This is a genomic window from Stenotrophomonas sp. Steno-C15, assembly GCF_056393265.1.
Genome location: NZ_JBWJPF010000002.1, coordinates 243798 through 262871, shown reverse-complemented (window position 1 = coordinate 262871; position 19074 = coordinate 243798). Strand labels below are relative to the sequence as shown.

At 66.2% G+C, this 19074-nt stretch carries 15 protein-coding genes; 4 read left to right on the top strand and 11 right to left on the bottom strand.

Annotation, left to right across the window (positions count from 1 at the left end; all coding sequences use genetic code 11):
• The first annotated feature begins 126 nt into the window (after positions 1-126).
• Positions 127-2265, top strand: coding sequence for a bifunctional 23S rRNA (guanine(2069)-N(7))-methyltransferase RlmK/23S rRNA (guanine(2445)-N(2))-methyltransferase RlmL (gene rlmKL / locus AC06FB_RS03280; RefSeq protein WP_277381553.1), 2139 nt, complete (start codon positions 127-129; stop codon positions 2263-2265).
• A 31-nt stretch (positions 2266-2296) separates the two neighbouring features.
• Here rlmKL and AC06FB_RS03275 read toward each other — a convergent pair whose 3' ends face one another.
• The 6 genes from AC06FB_RS03275 to aptA all read right to left on the bottom strand — a co-directional run bounded on the left by AC06FB_RS03275 (position 2297) and on the right by aptA (position 8533).
• Positions 2297-2626 (bottom strand): DUF3325 domain-containing protein, encoded by a 330-nt coding sequence (locus AC06FB_RS03275; protein ID WP_065181206.1) that lies wholly within the window; start codon positions 2624-2626, stop codon positions 2297-2299.
• Positions 2623-4251 (bottom strand): PepSY-associated TM helix domain-containing protein, encoded by a 1629-nt coding sequence (locus AC06FB_RS03270; protein ID WP_277381554.1) that lies wholly within the window; start codon positions 4249-4251, stop codon positions 2623-2625. The genes AC06FB_RS03275 and AC06FB_RS03270 overlap by 4 nt, the downstream gene beginning before the upstream one ends.
• Positions 4248-4562 carry a DUF3649 domain-containing protein gene (locus AC06FB_RS03265; protein WP_053518219.1) on the bottom strand — a complete coding sequence of 105 codons (315 nt, stop codon included), beginning with the start codon at positions 4560-4562 and terminating at the stop codon, positions 4248-4250. Before AC06FB_RS03265 ends, AC06FB_RS03270 begins: the two co-directional genes overlap by 4 nt.
• A 274-nt stretch (positions 4563-4836) precedes the next feature.
• Positions 4837-6123, bottom strand: coding sequence for a DUF445 domain-containing protein (locus tag AC06FB_RS03260; RefSeq protein ID WP_128987861.1), 1287 nt, complete (start codon positions 6121-6123; stop codon positions 4837-4839).
• A 115-nt stretch (positions 6124-6238) separates the two neighbouring features.
• The gene (locus AC06FB_RS03255; RefSeq protein WP_197601199.1) at positions 6239-7117 is read right to left on the bottom strand and encodes a ParB N-terminal domain-containing protein; all 879 of its coding nucleotides are present in this window, start codon (positions 7115-7117) and stop codon (positions 6239-6241) included.
• A 63-nt stretch (positions 7118-7180) separates the two neighbouring features.
• On the bottom strand, positions 7181-8533 hold the full coding sequence (gene aptA / locus AC06FB_RS03250; protein WP_277381555.1) for an omega-aminotransferase AptA: 1353 nt from the start codon (positions 8531-8533) through the stop codon (positions 7181-7183).
• 147 nt (positions 8534-8680) lie between these two features.
• On the opposite strand from aptA, the gene AC06FB_RS03245 reads away from it, so the two are divergent.
• Together AC06FB_RS03245 and AC06FB_RS03240 are read left to right on the top strand one after the other, a co-directional pair.
• A complete protein-coding gene (locus tag AC06FB_RS03245) occupies positions 8681-10177 on the top strand; it encodes an aldehyde dehydrogenase (protein ID WP_111185727.1) in 1497 nt (498 codons plus the stop codon).
• Positions 10178-10326: 149 nt separating this feature from the next.
• The gene (locus AC06FB_RS03240) at positions 10327-11607 is read left to right on the top strand and encodes an MFS transporter (protein ID WP_053516563.1); all 1281 of its coding nucleotides are present in this window, start codon (positions 10327-10329) and stop codon (positions 11605-11607) included.
• On the opposite strand, the gene AC06FB_RS03235 is transcribed toward AC06FB_RS03240, so the two are convergent.
• Together AC06FB_RS03235 and AC06FB_RS03230 are read right to left on the bottom strand one after the other, a co-directional pair.
• Positions 11608-12069 (bottom strand): bacteriohemerythrin, encoded by a 462-nt coding sequence (locus AC06FB_RS03235; protein WP_053516564.1) that lies wholly within the window; start codon positions 12067-12069, stop codon positions 11608-11610.
• 86 nt (positions 12070-12155) lie between these two features.
• Complete coding sequence (locus AC06FB_RS03230; protein ID WP_065176205.1) at positions 12156-13499, bottom strand: diguanylate cyclase; 1344 nt, start codon at positions 13497-13499, stop codon at positions 12156-12158.
• 316 nt (positions 13500-13815) lie between these two features.
• Between AC06FB_RS03230 and AC06FB_RS03225 the strand changes: the two genes are divergently transcribed.
• A complete protein-coding gene (locus AC06FB_RS03225) occupies positions 13816-14268 on the top strand; it encodes a hypothetical protein (RefSeq protein ID WP_368865423.1) in 453 nt (150 codons plus the stop codon).
• 39 nt (positions 14269-14307) lie between these two features.
• On the opposite strand, the gene AC06FB_RS03220 is transcribed toward AC06FB_RS03225, so the two are convergent.
• From AC06FB_RS03220 to AC06FB_RS03210, 3 genes are all read right to left on the bottom strand, one after another.
• Positions 14308-15888 (bottom strand): MASE1 domain-containing protein, encoded by a 1581-nt coding sequence (locus AC06FB_RS03220; protein WP_277381557.1) that lies wholly within the window; start codon positions 15886-15888, stop codon positions 14308-14310.
• 194 nt (positions 15889-16082) lie between these two features.
• Complete coding sequence (locus AC06FB_RS03215; RefSeq protein ID WP_478053375.1) at positions 16083-17684, bottom strand: MASE1 domain-containing protein; 1602 nt, start codon at positions 17682-17684, stop codon at positions 16083-16085.
• 98 nt (positions 17685-17782) lie between these two features.
• Positions 17783-19060, bottom strand: coding sequence for an NAD(P)/FAD-dependent oxidoreductase (locus tag AC06FB_RS03210; protein ID WP_065181213.1), 1278 nt, complete (start codon positions 19058-19060; stop codon positions 17783-17785).
• Positions 19061-19074 lie beyond the last annotated feature (14 nt).

Here is a 19074-nt window from a genome sequence, read left to right as displayed (position 1 = left end):
CCGGCCCGCATTGACTACAATGGCAGCCCCGCCGCCCCCGGCGCGGGCCTGCCGGCCGTGCCCACGGCCCTCCTTTCCGACTGGCGCGGCTCCCCTGCCGCGCCCGACCACCTGCGAACCGATCCCGTGAAATTCTTCGTCTCCTGCGCCAAGGGCCTGGAATACCTGCTTGCCGATGAACTGTCGGCCCTGGGCCTGGACAAGGCCACTGCCACCATTGCCGGCGTCAATGCCGAGGGCGAGCTGGAGCAGGCGCTGCGGATCGTGATGTGGTCACGCCTGGCCAGCCGCGTGCTGTGGCCGATCGACGAGTTCGAATGCCCGGACGAGCAGGCCCTGTATGACGGCGTGCGCGCGCTGCCATGGCATGAGCACATCAAGCCGGAGATGACCCTGGCGGTGGATGCACATGTGTCCGGCGACAAGATCACCCACGCCCGCTTTGCCGCGCAGCGGATCAAGGACGCCATCGTCGACCGCATGCGCGATGAGGGCCTGGAGCGGCCGTCGGTCAACACCGATCTGCCGGATGTGCGCGTCAACCTGTCGCTGCGCAAGGGCCGTGCCTCGCTGTCGATCGACCTCGGCGGCGGCCCGCTGCACCGCCGTGGCTGGCGGGGGGCCGCGCACGAAGCGCCGCTGAAGGAGAACCTGGCGGCCGCGTTGCTGCTGCGGGCGCAGTGGCCACGTCTGCATGCCGCCGGTGGTGGCCTGCTGGACCCGATGTGCGGCAGCGGCACGTTGTTGATCGAAGGCGCGCTGATGGCGGCCGACGTCGCGCCGGGCCTGATGCGCCACGGCAGCCTGCCGCCGAGCCGCTGGCTGGGCTTCGACAAGGTGGCCTGGAAGGCGATCCAGAGCGAGGCGCGCGAGCGCGAGGCCACCGGCCTGGCCGCGCTGAAGCCGGTGATCCACGGCAGCGACATCGATCCGACGGCGATCGAAGCGGCACGCGAGAATGCCGAAGTGGCGGGCGTGGCCCACGCCATCCGCTTCACCCGCGCCGACGTATCCGAGCTCACCTCGCCGGAGCAGGAGATCGGTGCGGTGGTCTGCAACCCGCCCTACGACGAGCGCCTGGCCGCCGATCCGGCGCTGTACCGCGCCTTGGGCAACGCGCTGCAGAAGGCGGTGCCGCAGTGGCGCGCCAGCCTGCTGTGCGGCAACGACGAGCTGGCCTTCGCCACGGGTCTTCGTGCGGCCAAGAAGTACCAGATGTTCAATGGCGCGCTGGAATGCGCGCTGATCGTCTGCGACCTGATCGCGGTGCCGGGGCGTGATCCGGCACTGCCGCGGGAGCTGAGCGAAGGTGCGCAGATGGTGGCCAACCGCCTGCGCAAGAACCTGAAGAAGTTCAAGAGCTGGCGCGCGCGCGAGGACATCACCTGCTTCCGCGCCTACGATGCGGACCTGCCGGAATACGCGGCGGCCATCGATGTCTACGAAGAGGACGGTGGACAGCGCCGTACCTTCCTGCACGTGCAGGAATACGCTGCACCGGCGGCGATTCCCGAGAACGACGTGCGCCGCCGCCGCAACGAACTGCTGGCCGCCGCGCGTGAGGTATTCGGCGTGCCGCCCGAACAGGTATCGATGAAGTCACGCGAGCGTGGCAAGGGCGGCAGCAAGTACGGCCGTTTCGAGCAGCGCGACGAGTTCGTGGTGGTGCGCGAGAATCATGCGCTGCTGCAGGTGAACCTGTTCGACTATCTCGATACCGGCCTGTTCCTGGACCATCGTCCGCTGCGCCGGATGATGGCCGAGCAGGTGCGTGGCAAGCGCTTCCTCAACCTGTTCTGCTACACCGGCGTGGCCAGCGTGCAGGCAGCCGTGGCCGGCGCGGCCAGCACCACCAGTGTCGACCTGTCCGCCACCTACCTGCAATGGTGCTACGACAACCTGGCCCTGAATGGTCAAGGCGGCAACCAGCATCTTCTGGTGCAGGCCGATGCGATGGCCTGGCTGGAAGCCGACCGTGGCCAGTACGATGTGATCTTCTGCGATCCGCCGACGTTCTCCAACTCCGCCCGCGCCGATGATTTCGATGTGCAGCGCGAGCAGCTGCGGCTGCTGCGTGCAGCGGTGGCACGGCTGGCACCGGCAGGCGTTCTGTACTTCTCCAACAACTTCCGCCGTTTCAAGCTGGAAGAGAACGCGATCGCCGAGTTCGCCCAGTGTCGTGAGATCACTGCGCGTACCATCGGTCCGGACTTCGAGCGCAACGCACGCATCCACCGTGCGTGGGAGTTGAAGCGTTTGGGTTGAAGGTTCGCCGGGCATGGCCCGGCGCTACCGGCTATGCCAGCGCCACCACCAGGCCCAGCAACGGCAGGGTGATCGCCAGCGGCACGATCCACCGCGGCCGGTAGGGATACAGCCCGAACGACAGCGTCACGCCGCCCACCGTCATCACGCCCAGCCACTGCACCGGGCCCATGGCCCAGCCATGGTCGGCAACGCACAGGGCGAAGGTGACCGCCAGCAGCAACCAGCCCAGCGCCCGCCACTGGGCGCGCCGTGCCGGAACGGCGGCGGCTTTGCCGTGCAGATCGTGCTGGTGCCTTTCCATCGCCAGCGACAACGCGGTGAACGCAGAGAAGGAAAGCGCCAGCGCCAGCAGCATCATGCGCTGGCCTCCACTTCGGTGGCTTCGGTCGGTGCCCTGGGCGCAACGGTTGCCGCGGCACGCTTTTTCTTCTCGGCCGCAGACAGCGGTGGCGTCCAGCGCTGCATGCGCCAGCCGCACAGCGCCAGCATCGCACCGAAGGCGATCATCGACAGGTCGAAGCCCGCCAGCACCCAGTCGCCGCTGCGCAGGGTAATGCCCAGATGGGCGTGGGTGGTCAGCGCGTTGACCACCGGAACCAGCGCGAATGCGGCTGCGCCCACGTACAGCTGCCACGTCCACATCACCCGTTTCGGCCAGACGAACGCGGCCAGCAGGGCGCCGCCCCACGCATAGAAGAACACGTTGGCTTCGGCATTGGAGCGATCGGCCAGATCCAGCGGCAGCAGCCGATTGCCCCAGAAGTAGGCGGCAAAGGCGATCGGCAGGCCGGCCACGGTACCGATGTTCAACGCATCGACCAGGCGCAGGCCGAAGCCGGTGCGCCCGCTCTTGGCATGCTTCGGTCGTTCCTTCACTGCCCACAGCACAACACCACTGGCCACCATCAGGCAGCCGACCAGGCCGGACAGGAAGAACAACGCACGCAGCCCCCAGTCGGCGAAGCGCGCCAGGTGCAGGCCATACAGCACGCCACGGGTGGCGGTGGCACCACCGGAGGCCGGGGTCTGTTCCAGCAGCCTGCCGTCCACCATGTCGTAACGCAGCGAAGGCGTGTCAATGGAAAGGCGCTTTCCGTCACGCTGGCGGATGTCGATGACCGCGTTGCGCGCGCCCGGATTGGACACGGTGAAGCCGGCCACTTCGGCGCCATGCCAGTGGGCGCGCGCATCGTCCAGCAGGCGGGCGATCGGCAGCGGCGCGGCGCGGCCTTCGGCCGGCGCGGTTACTTCAGGCAGGCCACCGAAGGCTTCGCTGAAGAATTTGTCCTCATCCTGCGGGTAGGCCACTTTCACGCCCCAGGGCAGGTACATGATCATCAGGGTGACGATGCCCGTGTAGGTGATCATCGCGTGGTAGGGCAGCGCCATCACCGCGCTGACATTGTGGAAATCCAGCCAGGAGCGCAGACCCTTGTCTTTGCGGAAAGTGAAGAAGTCCTTGAAGATCTTCTTGTGGGTGATCACCCCGGTGATGATGGCCACCAGCATGAACATGGCGCAGAAGCCGACCAGGTAACGGGCCCACAGCACGGGGATGTAGTGCAGGTCGAAATGCAGGCGGTAGAAGAAATCTCCGCCGCGCGTCTGGCGGGCGTTCAGTTCGTCGCCGGTGTTCGGGTCGAGCGTGGCATCGCCGAAGGCACCGCGTCGGCCACGGCTTGGATCGGCCAGCTCGGGTGGCAGGCGCCAGAACAGCTGCATGGCCGGGTTGCGCGGCTGTGGCAGGGTCACGAACCAGGTCTGGGCCTGCGCCGCATGGGTCTGCAGGTAGTCCACGCTGCGTTGCGCGGCCACATCGATGCTGACGGTGCTGGCCGGCAGTTCCGGGCGCATCCAGCGGCTGATCTCTTCACGGTAGTAGCTTGCGGTACCGGCCATGAAGATCAGCAGCAGCAGCCAGCCGACCAGCAGGCCGGTCCAGGTGTGCAGCCAGGCCATCGACTGGCGGAATCCATTCTTCATGCCCAGGCTCCCATCAGCCGCGCGATGCCGGCCATCAGCAGGGCAGGGGCGAGGATGCCGATCCACGCACGCAGGGCACTGCGGGTGGCGAATGCCCACAGCGCGGCACAGGCGGCAACCAGGATGGCCAGCAGCATGCCGGTCAGCACGGTCTGGCCCCGCGCGCCCGGCAGGACGACGGCACAGAACACGCCGGTCATGGAGGCCAGCGCATAGCCACCGAAGATCGCGGCCAGCGAGCGCGACAGGATGCCCCAGCGCGGGTTGCGGAAGAAAACACGGGAGCTGGCGGTTGCGGGCGAGCGGTCCACGGTGGTCCTGTCGGTCGGGGAGGGGATCGAACGCGCATGCGGCCCCCTTGCGCCCCGCGCACGTCGCCCAGCGTGTCCCATCAATGCAGCGCTGCCCGCGCAGACGGGCAGCCGGAGGTCAGGGCTGTACATGGCACCGGACAGGTCTTCCTTGCCCGTGCGGCCAAGCGCACCACCGATCAGTAAATGATAGGCATTCGCATTCTGTTAATCAAGGCTGCGTGACGAAAGAGGAGTCGTTCCGTGCCCACGCAGCAGGTCAGCGGACCCACGCTCAGAAGCGGAACACCACCGTTGCCGCGTGCAGCAGCAGGCCGATCAGGCCGCCAACCAGCGTGCCGTTGAAGCGGATGAACTGAAGATCGCGCCCGACGCTCAGTTCCAGCTGCTCGACCAGATGGCGCTCGTCCCAGCCCCTGACCGTCTGTGCGATGTGCGTGGTGACCCCCTCGCGCAGTCGCCCGGTCAGGCGCTGTGCGCCTTCCAGCAGATGCTGGTTCAGTGCATCGCGCAGTGCCGGGTCGGACTGCAGGGTGCTTCCCAGCGAGGCGAGGCTGCGCTGCAGGTGGCCGACCAGCGCCGAATCCTCGCGCTGCAGGTCGGCGCGCAGACTGGCGTGGATGCGTGCCCAGAGCCCCTGCACGTACTCCTGCAGGGCAGGATGGTCGATCATCTCCTGCTTGAGCTGTTCGATGCGCTCGGCCAGCGCCGGGTCTTCGCGCAGGCGCTGGACGTAGTTGCCCAGCCACGCCTCGTAATCCTGCCGCAGCGGATGCTGCGGCTCGGCCAGTACCTGCTGCAGCTCCTCCAGCACGGCGCGTGCGAGCCGCTCGGCCAGGCTGTCACCGATCTCGTCGATGGGTTTCACCCAGTTCACCGTGCTTGAGAGCGTCGGCCATTCGCGCTGGATGTAGCGCACGATCAGCTGCGACGCGCGCTCCTTCACTTCCGGCTGCTCCAGCCAGCGTCCCAGTCTCTGCAGGCCCTCGTCCAGCACACGCTGGTGGCGCCCGTCGGCGGTCAGCAGGGCAAGCAGCTCGCCGGCGGTGGATGCCGCGTTCCACTGTCGCAACTGCTGCACCACGAACGCGTGCAGCTGCCGGCGCACGGCGCGTTCATCGAAGAAGTCCAGTGCCTGCAACGCCCAGCCGCGTGCCATGTCGGCCAGCATGCGTGCGCGTGCCGGTTCGGCCAGCCAACTGCCGAGACGGCCAGCCGGATCGAACACCTTCAGCTTGGCCAGCAGCACCTGTGGTTCCAGGAACTGATCGCGCACGAACAGCGCCAGGCTGTCGCCGATGCGCTCCTTGCTGCGCGGAATGATGGCGGTATGGGGAATCGGCAGGCCCATCGGCCTGCGGAACAGGGCGACCACCGCGAACCAGTCTGCCAGCGCGCCCACCGCTGCCGCCTCGCAGAAGGCGGATACCCAGGCCCAGGCGCCGCGCTCGCCCTGCCAGTGGCTGACCGCAAAACCGGCCAACATCAACACCAGCAGGCCCAGGGCGATGGCTTTCAGGCGTCGCAGCTGGGCGCGGCGCGGATCGATTGCGGACGTCATGGCGGCAGTCTAACCGCCACCGGATGATGCCGGCGCATCGGTAGCGCCGCGCCATGCCCGGCGGCTTTTCAGGGCCCGCTGCGCTCGCCGGGCATGGCCCAGCGCTACCCATTCGTTACAGCGCTTCCAGCTGCCTGCGCAATGCCGCCAGCTGCGTGCGCAGGGCATCGTTCTCGCGAGTGAGCGCGACGACGCGTCGGCGCAGCGCCGGCGCATCCTCACCCAACTGCTCCAGCGCGGACAGCACTTCCGCATCGCGCAGGGCGATCTCGTCCTCGCTGGGCTCATCGAATGCCATTTCCGCCGGTTCTGGCTTCGCCGCGCGCGGCTTGCGCTTGGACTCGCGTACGCGCTTGGCGGCCTGCTTCAGTTCGTCCTTGCCGCCTGCGGCTGCCGCGCGCTGCTCTTCCTCGGGCAGGTCGGCCACGGCCGCGGCCGCGCTGATCGAGATCACGCCGGCCTTGACCGCTTCCACGACTTCGGCGGCGGCCTGTGCGTGAATGCGTTCGATCATCCCGACTTGGCTGGTGCTCAGCTTCGCTTCGCGGGCCAGTTCCGCACGGCTGAGTTTCGGCGCGGGTTCCCACGGTGGGCTGTCTTCACCGGCATCGTCGGCCGATGCGGCGATGCCATCGCTTTCGCGTTGCAGCTGGGCCTGCTCGATCTGCTTGCGTGCCGACAGGATGTCGCGCTTGCGCAGGGCCAGCACGCCGCGCTGGAAATCGGACACGCTGCGGCGGCCCAGGTGCTGTTCGATCATCCACAGGTGCACGTCCTCCATGCTCTGGAAGCGGCTGTTCTGCACCGTGTTGAACGGCAGGCCATGCTTCTGGCAGATGCCGTAGCGGTTATGGCCATCCACCAGGACATCGCCCCACAGTACCAGTGCATCGCGGCAGCCCTCGGCGAGGATGCTGCGCTCCAGCGCCTCATGTTCGTCGGGCGTGAGCGGGTCGATGTAGGCCTTGAGTTCTTCTTTGACGACGATGTCCATGGGCACGGCAACGGGCAGGAACGGAACCGACCATTGTACCTGCTTGCTGTCGCCGGCCCGGGCTTACGCGGTGGCCCGGATCATCTCGCCCAGGGTGCTGGTGATCTGGTCGATCTGGGGCTTGTCCACGATCAGCGGCGGCGACAGCGCGATGATGTCGCCCGTACAGCGCACCAGCAGTCCGCCGTCGTGGAAACAGCGCCGGTAGACCTCGTGACCACGGCTGCCCGGAGCATCCTTGCGCGGGGCCAGCTCGACCGCACCGACCAGTCCGAAGTTGCGGATGTCGATCACGTTGGGGAGCCCCTGCAGGGCGTGCAGCCGCTCCTGCCAGTACTCGCCCAGTTCGATGGCGCGCTCGAACAGGCGCTCCTCTGCATAGACGTCGAGTGTGGCCAGGGCTGCCGCGCAGGCCAGCGGGTGCCCCGAATAGGTATAGCCATGGAACAGCTCGATGGCCTGTGCCGGGCCCTGCATCAGGCCGGCGTGCACCGCATCGCTGGCCAGCACGCCACCCAGCGGAACCGCGCCGTTGCTGACTCCCTTGGCAAAGGTCAGCAGGTCCGGCGTGACGCCGAAACGCTGCGCGGCGAACGGCATGCCGACCCGGCCGAAACCGGTGATGACCTCGTCGAACACCAGCAGGATGCCGTGCTGGTCGCAGATCTCCCGCAGCCGCTGCAGATAGCCGGGCGCAGGCAGGATCACTCCCGCAGAACCGGCGATGGGCTCGACGAACACGGCCGCAATGGTGGACGCGTCGTGCAGGGCGATCAGCCGCTCCAGATCGTCGGCCAGTTCCGCGCCCTGGCGCGGCAGGCCCTTGCTGAACGCGTTGCGCTGCAGATCCAGGGTGTGCCGCAGATAGTCCACGCCCGCCAGCTGCAGGCCGAACTGGCGGCGGTTGTTGGGCAGGCCGCCGAGCGCCATGCCGCCGAAGCCCACACCGTGATAAGCCTTCTCGCGGCTGATGAAACGGGTACGCTGGCCTTCGCCGCGCTGGCGGTGATAGGCCAGCACGATCTTCATTGCGGTATCCACCGCCTCGGAGCCCGAGTTGGTGAAGAACACGTGGTTGAGCCCGGCCGGAGCCAGCGCGGCCAGGCCCTGCGCCAGCGCGAATGCCGGTGGCGAACCCATCTGGAAGGCGGGTGAGTAATCCAGGGTGCGTGCCTGTTCGACAATCGCCTCGACGATGCGCGGGCGGGCGTGGCCGGCATTGCAGCACCACAGGCCGGCGGTGCCATCGAGAACCGGGCGCCCGTCCACGTCTTCGTAATGCATGCCTTCGGCCCGTACCAGCATGCGCGGCGCGCCCTTGAACTGGCGGTTGGCGGTGAAGGGCATCCAGTACGCCTCCAGGGAGTCGGGGCGCTGGATGGCCAGCTCGTGCACGTCGCTCGCGGGGTTCTTCATGCCGGTTCCGTCGGGTCCGATGCAGGGACTGTAGCGCAGCCGTCATCGCCCGGGCCATGCCCGCCGTGCACACGGGGCATGGCCTGTCACGGCGAGGTCGCGGCGGCACCGGTATAACCGGAACGACACGCACTGCAGGATCCTGTCATGGCCGATTTCCCCGACCGCAGCCACTGGCAGGCGCTGGCCGGCCAGCTCTCCATTCCCGGCCAGGCCTTCATCGCGGGCCGCTACGTGGATGCCGCCAGCGGTGCCCGCTTCGACTGCGTCAGCCCGATCGACGGCCGCGTGCTTGGCACCGTCGCCGACTGCGACGCGCAGGACGTGGAGCGTGCCGTGCAGGTGGCACGGCGCGCCTTCGAGGCCGGCCACTGGTCGCAGGTGAGCCCTGCGCAACGCAAGCGCGTGCTGTTGGCATTGGCGGCGCTGGTGGAAGCGCATGCCGACGAACTGGCCCTGCTGGAAACGCTGGACATGGGCAAGCCGGTGCGCGATGCACGGCGCATCGACCTGCCGGGCGTGGTGCGTTGCCTGGCCTGGACCGCAGAGGCGGTGGACAAGCTGTACGGAGAGATCGCACCGACCGGCCCCCAGGAGCTGGGCCTGGTCACGCGTGAGCCTGCGGGTGTGGTCGGCGCCATCGTGCCGTGGAACTTCCCGTTGCTGATGGCCTGCTGGAAGATCGCGCCGGCGCTGGCCATGGGCAATTCGGTGATCCTCAAGCCCTCCGAACGCTCGCCGCTGACGGCCTTGCGGCTGGCAGCGCTGGCCAGCGAGGCCGGTCTGCCCGATGGCGTGCTCAACGTTCTGCCGGGCGATGGTGCCCGCGTGGGCGAGCCGCTGGCGCTGCACAGGGACGTCGACGTGCTGGCCTTCACCGGCTCCACCGCCACCGGCGCCAAGCTGCTCGAGCATGCCGGGCGCTCCAATCTGAAGCGGGTGTGGCTGGAGTGCGGCGGCAAGAGCCCGCATATCGTGTTTGCCGATGCGCCCGACCTGGAGCGGGCGGCCAAGGGGGTGGCGCAGGGCATCTTCTTCAACCAGGGAGAAGTCTGCACCGCCGGCTCGCGGCTGCTGGTGCAGCGTTCGATCCGCGAGGAGTTCGTGCATCGGGTGATCGCCCATGGCCAGCGCATGCAGCCGCGTCACCCGTTGGAGGCCGACGCACCGATGGGTGCCCTCGTCGATGCCGCGCACGTGGACAAGGTACTGGCGGACATCGCCATGGCCGAAGCTGACGGAGCGCGCCTGCTGCTGGGGGGACGCCGCGCCGAGGTGGAAGCAGGCGGCTGCTACGTGCAGCCGACCGTGTTCGACCAGGTCCGGCCGGAACAGGCGCTGGCGCGCGAGGAGGTGTTCGGTCCGGTGCTGGCGGTGCTGGGTTTCGACGACGAGGCCGAAGCGGTGCGCTTGGCCAACGACAGCCGCTACGGCCTGGCGGCGGGCGTGTGGACACGGGACCTGGGCCGGGCGCACCGGGTCGCGCGGCAGCTGCGCGCGGGCAGCGTCTGGGTCAACGGCTGGGACGGCGGTGACATGACCGCCCCCTTCGGGGGCTACAAGCAGTCCGGCAATGGGCGCGACAAATCACTGCATGCCTTCGACAAGTACAGCGAGATCAAGGCCACCTGGATCCAGCTGTAGCAGCGGGCCGCGCCCCGAGGGGAGCGGCGGCACCACCGCCCTGAACACATCGCATCGCGTGTGGCTGCATCCGTGTCGGCTGAAACCATCGTCACGCCTGCCGGGTCATGCGTGGCAGAATCGGACGATCCGGATTGCCTGCCTTGCCGATGTCGACGATCACCGCTGCCGCGTCACCCGTGAATTCCCCTCGCCGTGTACTGCTGGCCAGCCTGATCGGCACGACCATCGAGTTCTTCGACTTCTACATCTACGCCACCGCCGCGGTGCTGGTGTTCCCGCATCTGTTCTTTCCGGAAAGCAGTGACCAGGCCGCGCTGCTGCAATCCCTGGCCACGTTCGCCGTGGCGTTCATCGCGCGGCCGGTGGGTTCGGCGGTATTCGGCCACTTCGGCGACCGCATCGGCCGCAAGGCCACCCTGGTCGCGGCATTGCTCACCATGGGACTGTCGACTGTCGCAATCGGCCTGCTGCCGACCCATGCGCAGATCGGGCTGTGGGCTCCGGCGCTGCTGGCGCTGTGCCGGTTCGGCCAGGGGCTGGGGCTGGGCGGCGAGTGGGGCGGGGCGGTGCTGCTGGCAACCGAGAACGCACCACCGGGCAAGCGCGCGTGGTACGGCATGTTCCCGCAGCTGGGCGCGCCGCTCGGTTTCCTGCTGTCGGCAGGCATCTTCCTGGTGCTGGGCCGAAGCATGGGGCAGGACGACTTCCTGCAGTGGGGCTGGCGTATTCCGTTCGTGGCCAGCGCATTGCTGGTCGGGCTGGGCCTGTGGGTGCGCCTGAACATCCATGAGACGCCGGACTTCCAGAAGGCGCTGGAACGCAGAGCGCCGGTGCGGCTGCCGATGTGGACGGTGCTGCGCGACCATCCCGTGCCGATGCTGCTGGGTACGCTGGGCGCATTCGCCACCTTCGTGCTGTTCTATCTGATGACGGTATTCAGCCTGGGCCATGGCACGGCGGTACTCGGTTACAGCCGCGAGCAGTTCCTGCTGATGCAGATGGCCGCCATGCTGTTCTTCGCGCTGGGCATCCCGCTGTCGGCGCGCTACGGCGACCGTTGGGGCACCCGCCGGACGATGATCGTGGCCAGCCTGCTGATCCTGGGCTTCGGCCTGCTGTTTGCGCCGTTGTTCCAGCCCGGCAGCCCGTGGCTGGTGCTGGGCTTCCTGTGCCTGGGTCTGTTCCTGATGGGCCTGACCTATGGTCCCTGCGGCACATTCCTGGCCGAGATCTATCCGGTCGAAGTGCGCTATACCGGCGCATCGCTGTCGTTCAATCTGGCCGGCATTCTCGGCGCGGCGCCCGCTCCGTACCTGGCGACCTGGCTGGCCGAGCGCTTCGGCCTGGTCGCGGTCGGCTACTACCTGTGCCTGACCGCGGTTGCGACGTTGGCCGCGCTGGTGGCACTGCAGCGTCGCGTGCGCTGATCAGCCGAAGATCCGCTTGAGCGTGCGGCCCAGCCAGCCCCCGCCCTGGTGTTCACGGGTGAACTGGTTCAGATGTGACTTGACCTGTTCGGCGTAGGCCTGGTCGTCGCCGCGGATGTGGTTGAACAGCCAGCGCGAGAGCATCGTGCGCAGCTCGTCGCTGATGTCCTCGCCGGCCTGGAACCGCAGCCGGTACTCGGCCACGCGCTTGATGAAGACCTCATGCACGCGCTTGTGGGCAGCGCAGAACGGATAGCCGGCTTCCTCCATCAGCTCTTCTTCGAACGCGAAGTGCGACATGGTGTAATCAACAACCTCGTCGATCACTTCGCCGACAGCAGCACGCTGCATGCTGGCCTGGGCCACATGCAGGTGATTGAGCATCTCGATGATGCGGCGGTGTTGTTGGTCGATCACATCGATGCCGATGTTCAGATCGTCCTGCCAGACCAGTAATGCCATCCCCGGCTCCCCTTCATGCGTGATGTCGGGGCCGACTGTAGGGCTGCTGCCGGCAGGCAGCGTTGATCTGGATCAAAGCGGATCGATCAGGGCAGGGCGGGCTCGCGCGGACGCAGCGGGCTGCCCATGGTGGTGCAGCTGACCCGGTTGCGGCCACCGGCCTTGGCCAGGTACAGCTGACGGTCGGCCTCGGAAATCAGGCGATGCAGCGCATCGCGCTGCGGGCGGAGGCAGCACAGGCCGATGCTGACGGTCATGCGCAGTGTGGCGGTGCCGATATCCACTTCCAGCGCCGCGATGCGCTGGCGGAGTTCCTCGAAGTAGAGCATTGCCTCGTCCTGCTCCATGTCCGGCACCAGCAGGCAGAACTCCTCACCGCCGAAGCGCGCGATCAAGTCCTGGCTGCGCGCATGCACGGCCACCGCCCCGGCCACGGCACGCAGGGCGTCATCGCCGGCCTCATGGCCGTGCGTATCGTTGATGTGCTTGAAGTGATCGATGTCGATCATCGCCACCGCCACGCTCTGGCCATGGGTCTGCAGCTGGGGCAGCTGGCGCTGGCTCTGTTCCAGGAAGCAGCGGCGGTTGGGCAGGCCGGTCAGGAAGTCCCGGGTGGCCAGATCCTGCAGGGTGCCGATCAGCTCCAGCTGGTCCACGTTCTGCGACACGCGGCAGAAGAATTCCTCGCGCGAGAAGGGCTTGCGCAGGAAGTCGTTGGCGCCGTTCTTCAGGAAGCGCGGAATCAGTGATGCGTCGGTATTGCCGGAAATGCCGATCACCGCCACCTTGTCGCGCGAGCGCAGGGTGCGCAGGCGGCGGGTGAATTCCACGCCCTGCATGCCGGGCATCTCCTGGTCGACCACCGCCAGCCGGATCGCAGGATGGGCCTCGATCGCCGCCAGGCCTTCATTGCCATCGGCAGCCTCGTACACTTCGTGGCCGTACATGCGCAGCAGCGCGGCCGCATAGCCGCGTGCCGAGGGCGAATCGTCCACCACCAGCGCGGCGATGCGACGGTTGCGTTCCAGGCGCTGCACCAGCCACACCAGATAGTCGATGCTGCCGGGCGTGTTCTTCAGGACGTAGTCGATGATCTGCTGCTGCAGCACGCGCTTGCGCAGATCCTCGTCATACACGCCACTGACCACCACGGTGGGCAGATCGCGTTTCAGGAAGAATTCGACCACCGCGTCCCTGTCGCCATCGGCCAGAACCAGGCCGGTCAGGACCAGGAACCAGCCGCCGCCCTCATTGAGCAGGCGGTCGGCCTCGGCCAGGGTGGAGGCGACCACGACGGGCAGCTCCAGGCGCTGTTCGATCGCCTCGCGCAGCATGCCGGTGAAGGCACGGGAGTTTTCGACCAGCAGGATCCGCTGCGGAAGCGGATCGGCGAGGTCGCCATCGACGGCGGCCTGCGGCAGGACGGGCATGATGCGGAGGCTCACGTCAGGGAAGTCTTGGCACGGGTAGCGGCGGTTTCGGCCGTAACTTTAGTGGTGGTACCGCATGCGTTGTCATCGCGTGAACGCCGGCCGACACGTTCAGTGTCGGGGCCCGGCGAGCGGAGTGGCGGAAGTTCTGCTCGTGGCGCTGGTGCTGGATGATGGTTATGCTGGCTGCGCCACCCTGCCGGCGGCCTGAGGTTGACTCCGTCCGGCTGAGGCAGCCCGCAAGCGAGGCCGAGAGCCCATCCAGTCATGGGGTGGCGAAGTGAGTTTGCCTGGCGTTGTCCAACCGAACACGGGGGTGAGTGTGAATTTCTCTGGTCTGCGTTTTTTGATGCCTGCAATGACTCTGTTGTCCGCACCTGCCGTCGCCGAGGCGGCATGCTGCCCGAGTGACGACAACGGAACACATATGGCTCAGGCGGGGCTTGGTGAGTCCCGTCCAGCAGCGACGAATCTGAGTGCAGATCCGAACTGGCTGGTGTATGGGTTCGAGCGTGAGGGAATCAACTATTATCAGGTGAATGACCTCTCCGGACAGGTCCTGCTGATAATCGGCAAGGTTGACACCACGTTCTGGACGCTCCCGGCCGGCAAAAGTCCGATTACCGTGTCATTGCCGTCGCAGCGGCTGGCATTGCCGGAAAAGTCCCAGCGGCATGTGGTACTCAGGCAAGCCGAGTTCTCGCTGGTCGTCTATGGTGCTGGTAGCAACGCAACGTGGGCGATCGAACTGCCGGCCACGAGTCGCTGAAGCATGATCTTTTCCTTGATCGAGGCGGATGAGTGAGAGTCAGGTGATGTCGGCGCGAGCAATCCACGCTGCATGCGTGCTGCCGTGGGTTGCACTCGTGGCCGTTTCCTGCAGTAGCACTCTTACGCGGTTTTGACGTGTCTGCACTTTACCGCCATAGGCCAGTGCACGTGAACTCAGGCGCTCGACGATCAGTTTTGCGGTTTCCAGCGACAAGTGGCGATCTCTGTCCAACAGAGATGCACTGATCAGGATGCCCTGTTGACCATGCAGGCTGCCGCAGCGTGCTTGGATCTGGATCTGCCCCCGTTCGTGTTTGAGCAGCAGTGCGACCGTTTCGGTAAGGGTTCGATAGGCAGCAAGCTGCAGTGCAATGCTCAGCCTGCAGGGGTCGCCCGTCATGCGGGGGAGCGCAACCCTGCTGGTCCGGTCCCAGTTTTCGCTGATGCCGCTGACCTGCAGGGCAACATACAACCCGACCTGCTCGACTTCGGTTGGATACACCAGGCTTGTGAGTTCACGGAACTGGCGTGAATGTGTCGTCGAGGTGTGCAGCAGATCCATTGCAGGTGCATGGTGTCCGTGCATTTTCAGAAGATCGGCAGTCTGGTTCAGTGATTTCTCGACGCCGTCTGCGATCTTCCTGAGATCAAGCGCCCGCTGCCTCAGATCGAGTTCGCTGGCCATATGAGCAGTTCTCGAAAGTCTGGCCGTCTGACTCCCATCCAGATCATGGCGCGCATGCTGATGATAGTGCTGAGTGATGCGGGAACCGAGTAGAAGAAGCGCCGTCCCTGCAACGGCAATGAGCTGCTGCATCATGAATGTTCGCTGGTCGAACGAACCAGGCAGTCCTGATGCTGGTGTTGTCATTGCAATCACTATGTTCAACAGCGGAACACCCACAGCTGCTCCTCGCCAGCCATGGATGCAGGTCAAGGCAACAACCGGCAAAGCCATCACCAGTTGCAGGGATGTCTTGGTGGCATCTGGGAGCTCGACACCCGAGGCCATGAATGCGCCCAGTGATATCAGTAGTGTCAATGCGGCTACGGTAGGCGCGTGCTTCCAAAACTTCCACTCGTACAGTGACCGGCGCCGGATCCAGAGCAGTGCGAGTGGGGCGACAGTCAGTATTGCGATGTAATCACCGAGCACGAAGCGGACAGCTCGTGTCGCAAATGGCACGGAAGACGGGTTCTCGGAGAGCAGGTGGGCCAAGCCCAGTTTCAATGCGGTGGCGATGAGCGCGGCGGAAACCGCCATCGAGAGAAGCCAGCCCTCCGTTGTCGCAGTCATGAATCTGCGATGCGCCCGCACGACCAAGGCTACCGCTGGCATGAGGAACACGGAGCCCAGGATCACCCAAGCCAGCCCATACTTCCCGATGAGTGGATATCGCATCTGGGCAAAGTAAGCATATTCGCCAAGCAGCAGATAGGGCCAAAGGCGCGGAGGGCAGAGCAGCAGCGCAGCGACACGTATGCCTGCCGGCAGGTAAAACTGGTCGAGCGAGACCTGACGAGCGGCCCAGCACGTGACGGCGTACATCCCAGCGATGAAAAGTCCGATGGGGCGTATCCGGAAGCTCAGCTCGACATCGTTCTTCCACCAGTTCAATCCCAAGCCTCCCTTGCTCGTACCATGGTGGCGTTCCATCCACTCTGGACGTCTACACCTCTGGCGACAGTATCGGCAGATTCCCGCCTACGCAATCGGATCTCTTCTTCGTTACCTGGCTCTTTGCCGCCGACACCAGTTCAGCACTGCTGCGAATTAGTGACATCCATCGCGCTTTGACTGGCAATTCTGTGTCAGGTTGCAGATTGCCGACCTTGGTCGAACGGCCACGGCGCATCTGGACGGTGTGCTGCCAGAGGGGCGTGCGGATAGGTGGCCAGCCCATCCAGCAAGGCGATCCGGATCCTGTTTTTCTGAACATCGACGACCCCGGAATAGGCGACGATCCGGCCCAATAGCTGTGAACTGACCAGTTCCTGAGTCTGTTGCGAAAGCGCATGGTGAGGATCGACAAGAGCGGCGGAAATCAGTACTCCGTGCATCTGTCTGAAGACGCCGCACCTGATGCGCACGGATATCTGACCGGGCTCATACCTGAGCAGCAACGATACGGCCTCCACCACGGTCCGGTATGCGGCCAGCTGCAGATCCACTCCCAACTGACATGGGTCGCCCGTCAGCCGGGGCTGCGTAACCCGGTGCGTATTGTCCCATGCCTCCCGCACGCCACCTGCACGAAGAGCGACGTAAAGCCCGAGACGCTCCAGGGCGGATGGGTAGATCATGCTCGCCTGCGCGCGGAATTGGCGCGAATGGACTTCTGATGTGTGTTTCAGGCTGTTGGCGACAGCGTGGTGCCCTTGCGCGTGCAGCCAGTTCACCATCTCGTTGAGCGACAGGTCCATCCCCTCGCCCAGCCTGCGCAGGTGCGCCGCTCGCTCTCGCAGATCCATTTCGCTGGCCATGTGCGTACTGCGGGCCAGTTTCATCGAGTTTCTGCCGTCTTCCTCACGCAGCCGATGCTGGCTCTGGAAATGCGTGATGCGCGCACCCAGCAACAACAGGGCGACGCTGGCGATGGCCATGGCCTGCTGGGTGGCAAAGGTCGCCTGATCGAATGATGCGGGGTGGTCAGAAGGGGTGCTCAGACCAAGAATCATGTTCACTGCGGCGACACCGACGGCCGCCCCGCGCCATCCCAGCAGGCAGGTCAGGGCGATTGCGGGAATAGGCAGGATCAACAACAACTGCAGCGAGCCAGGGGCCGTGATCGAGGCGGGTACCGGCGTCGCCTGCAGGCCAATGACCAGCATGGCTACTAGTGCTCCGACTGTGGCCGCAACGGACCGGGGTGTCCATTGTTCCTCGGCGCGACGGATCCAGAGCAGCGCGAGTGGCGCCAGGATGAGGATCCCAGTGAAGTCGCCCAGCGCATAGCGCATTACGTTGGTGATAAACGACGCGTTATGCAGCGGCTCCCAGAGCAGGTACGAGATTCCGAGGTTGAGCAGGCTGATGATCGTCGCGGCACAGACCGCGATCGAGATCACGCCGAGGACCGTGGTGCGCGCAAGCAACTTCCGGTGCATGCGTACGATCAGCATCACTGCCGGCATGAGAAATGCCGAGGCCAGAAGCACCCATGCCAACCCGTATTTTTCGAGCAGCGGAATCCGCAGATGGGCGAAGTAGGCGTACTCGCCCAGCAACAGGTAAGGCCACAGGCGCGGTGGACAGAGCAGCAAGGCGGCCACACGCACACCTGCCGGCAGGTAGAACTGGTCTACCGAAAGTTTGCGCGTGGCCACGCAGGCGACGGCATAGATGAGCATCAGCACCAGTCCCTGGGGACTGATCCGGATGTTCACCGGTAGACCTTCCTTCCACCACTGCATCCACGTGCTCCCCCTGCTCCTGTGCAGATTATGCAAACAATCGGTGTGAAGGGATCAAGTCGCGCTGCCGTGGAGTCCCGTCAAGGGCGCTGATATCGTCACCACAACGCATCCCGCAGCCTGTACCACGACATCGCAGCCACCAGCAGCGGCATGCGCAGCAGGCGCCCGCCCGGGAACGGCGCGTGCTTCAGGCGCTGGAACACGTCGAGGCGCTCGCTCTGGCCGGCGATTGCCGCGGCGATCACGTCACCCGCAAGGCCGGCTGCCGCCACGCCGTGGCCGGAGAATCCCTGCGCGAAGTACAGATTGCCGTCCAGCCGTCCCCAATGCGGGGCGCGGTTGCGGGTGATGTCGACATAGCCGCCCCAGACCTGATCGAGAGCGACGTCGGCCAGCTGCGGAAAAACCGCGTGCATGCGTCGCTGCATCACTCCGCGCAGCCCGGGCGGCGGTAGCGCCGAGTAGCTGGCGCGGCCCCCGAACAGCAGACGGTGGTCGTGGCTCAGGCGGAAATAGTCCAGCGCCCAGGCAGTGTCTGCTACTGCCATGTCATTACGGATCAGGGCGCGGGCCCGTTCGGGGCCGAGGCACGCACTGGCACCGATATAGGTGCCTACCGGCATGATGCGGTGCTCCAGCACTGGCAGCAGGCCCTGCAGCCAGGCATTGCCGGCGATCACCAGATGCGCGGCGCTGACGCTGCCGTGCGCGGTGTGCAGGGCCGGGCGAGGCCCGCGCTGCACGCGGGTGACCGCAGAGTTCTCGTGGATGACCACCCCGGCCGCGCGCGCTGCGTCGGCCAGGCCGCGCGCATACGCCAGGGGGTGCAGGTGCGCGCTGAGTGGATCGAACATGGCCGCGCGATAGCGCGGGCTGTCCAGCTGCCCACGCAGTGTCTGCCGATCCCACCACTGCATCGGGTAATCGTATTGCTGTTGCAGGTGCTCGCAGTGGGCACGCAGCTCGCGCTCGTGGCGGGCACGGATGGCGACGCTGGCGTGGCCCTCACGCCAATGGCAGTCGATGCCGTAGCGGTCGATGCGGGTGCGCATGGCCTGCACGGCGTCACGTGACCAGTCGAACAGATGGCGGGCATCGTCCCGGCCCAGCTGCCGTTCCAGTTCGTCCACCTCGCAGCCATAGCCCACCAGCGCCTGGCCACCGTTGCGACCGGACGCGCCCCAGCCGATCCGGTGGGCGTCCAGCAGGACCACGTGCTGGCCGCGTGAGGCCAGTTCCAGCGCCGCCGTCAGGCCCGTGTAGCCTGCACCGAGCACTGCGACATCGGCCTGCATGTCGCCCTGCAACGGAGGCAGGGCGGCCGGCTCCGGCAGGCTGGCGGCATACCAGCTGGCTGGAAAGGCGGACGTCACTGCGGGCCTCGCGG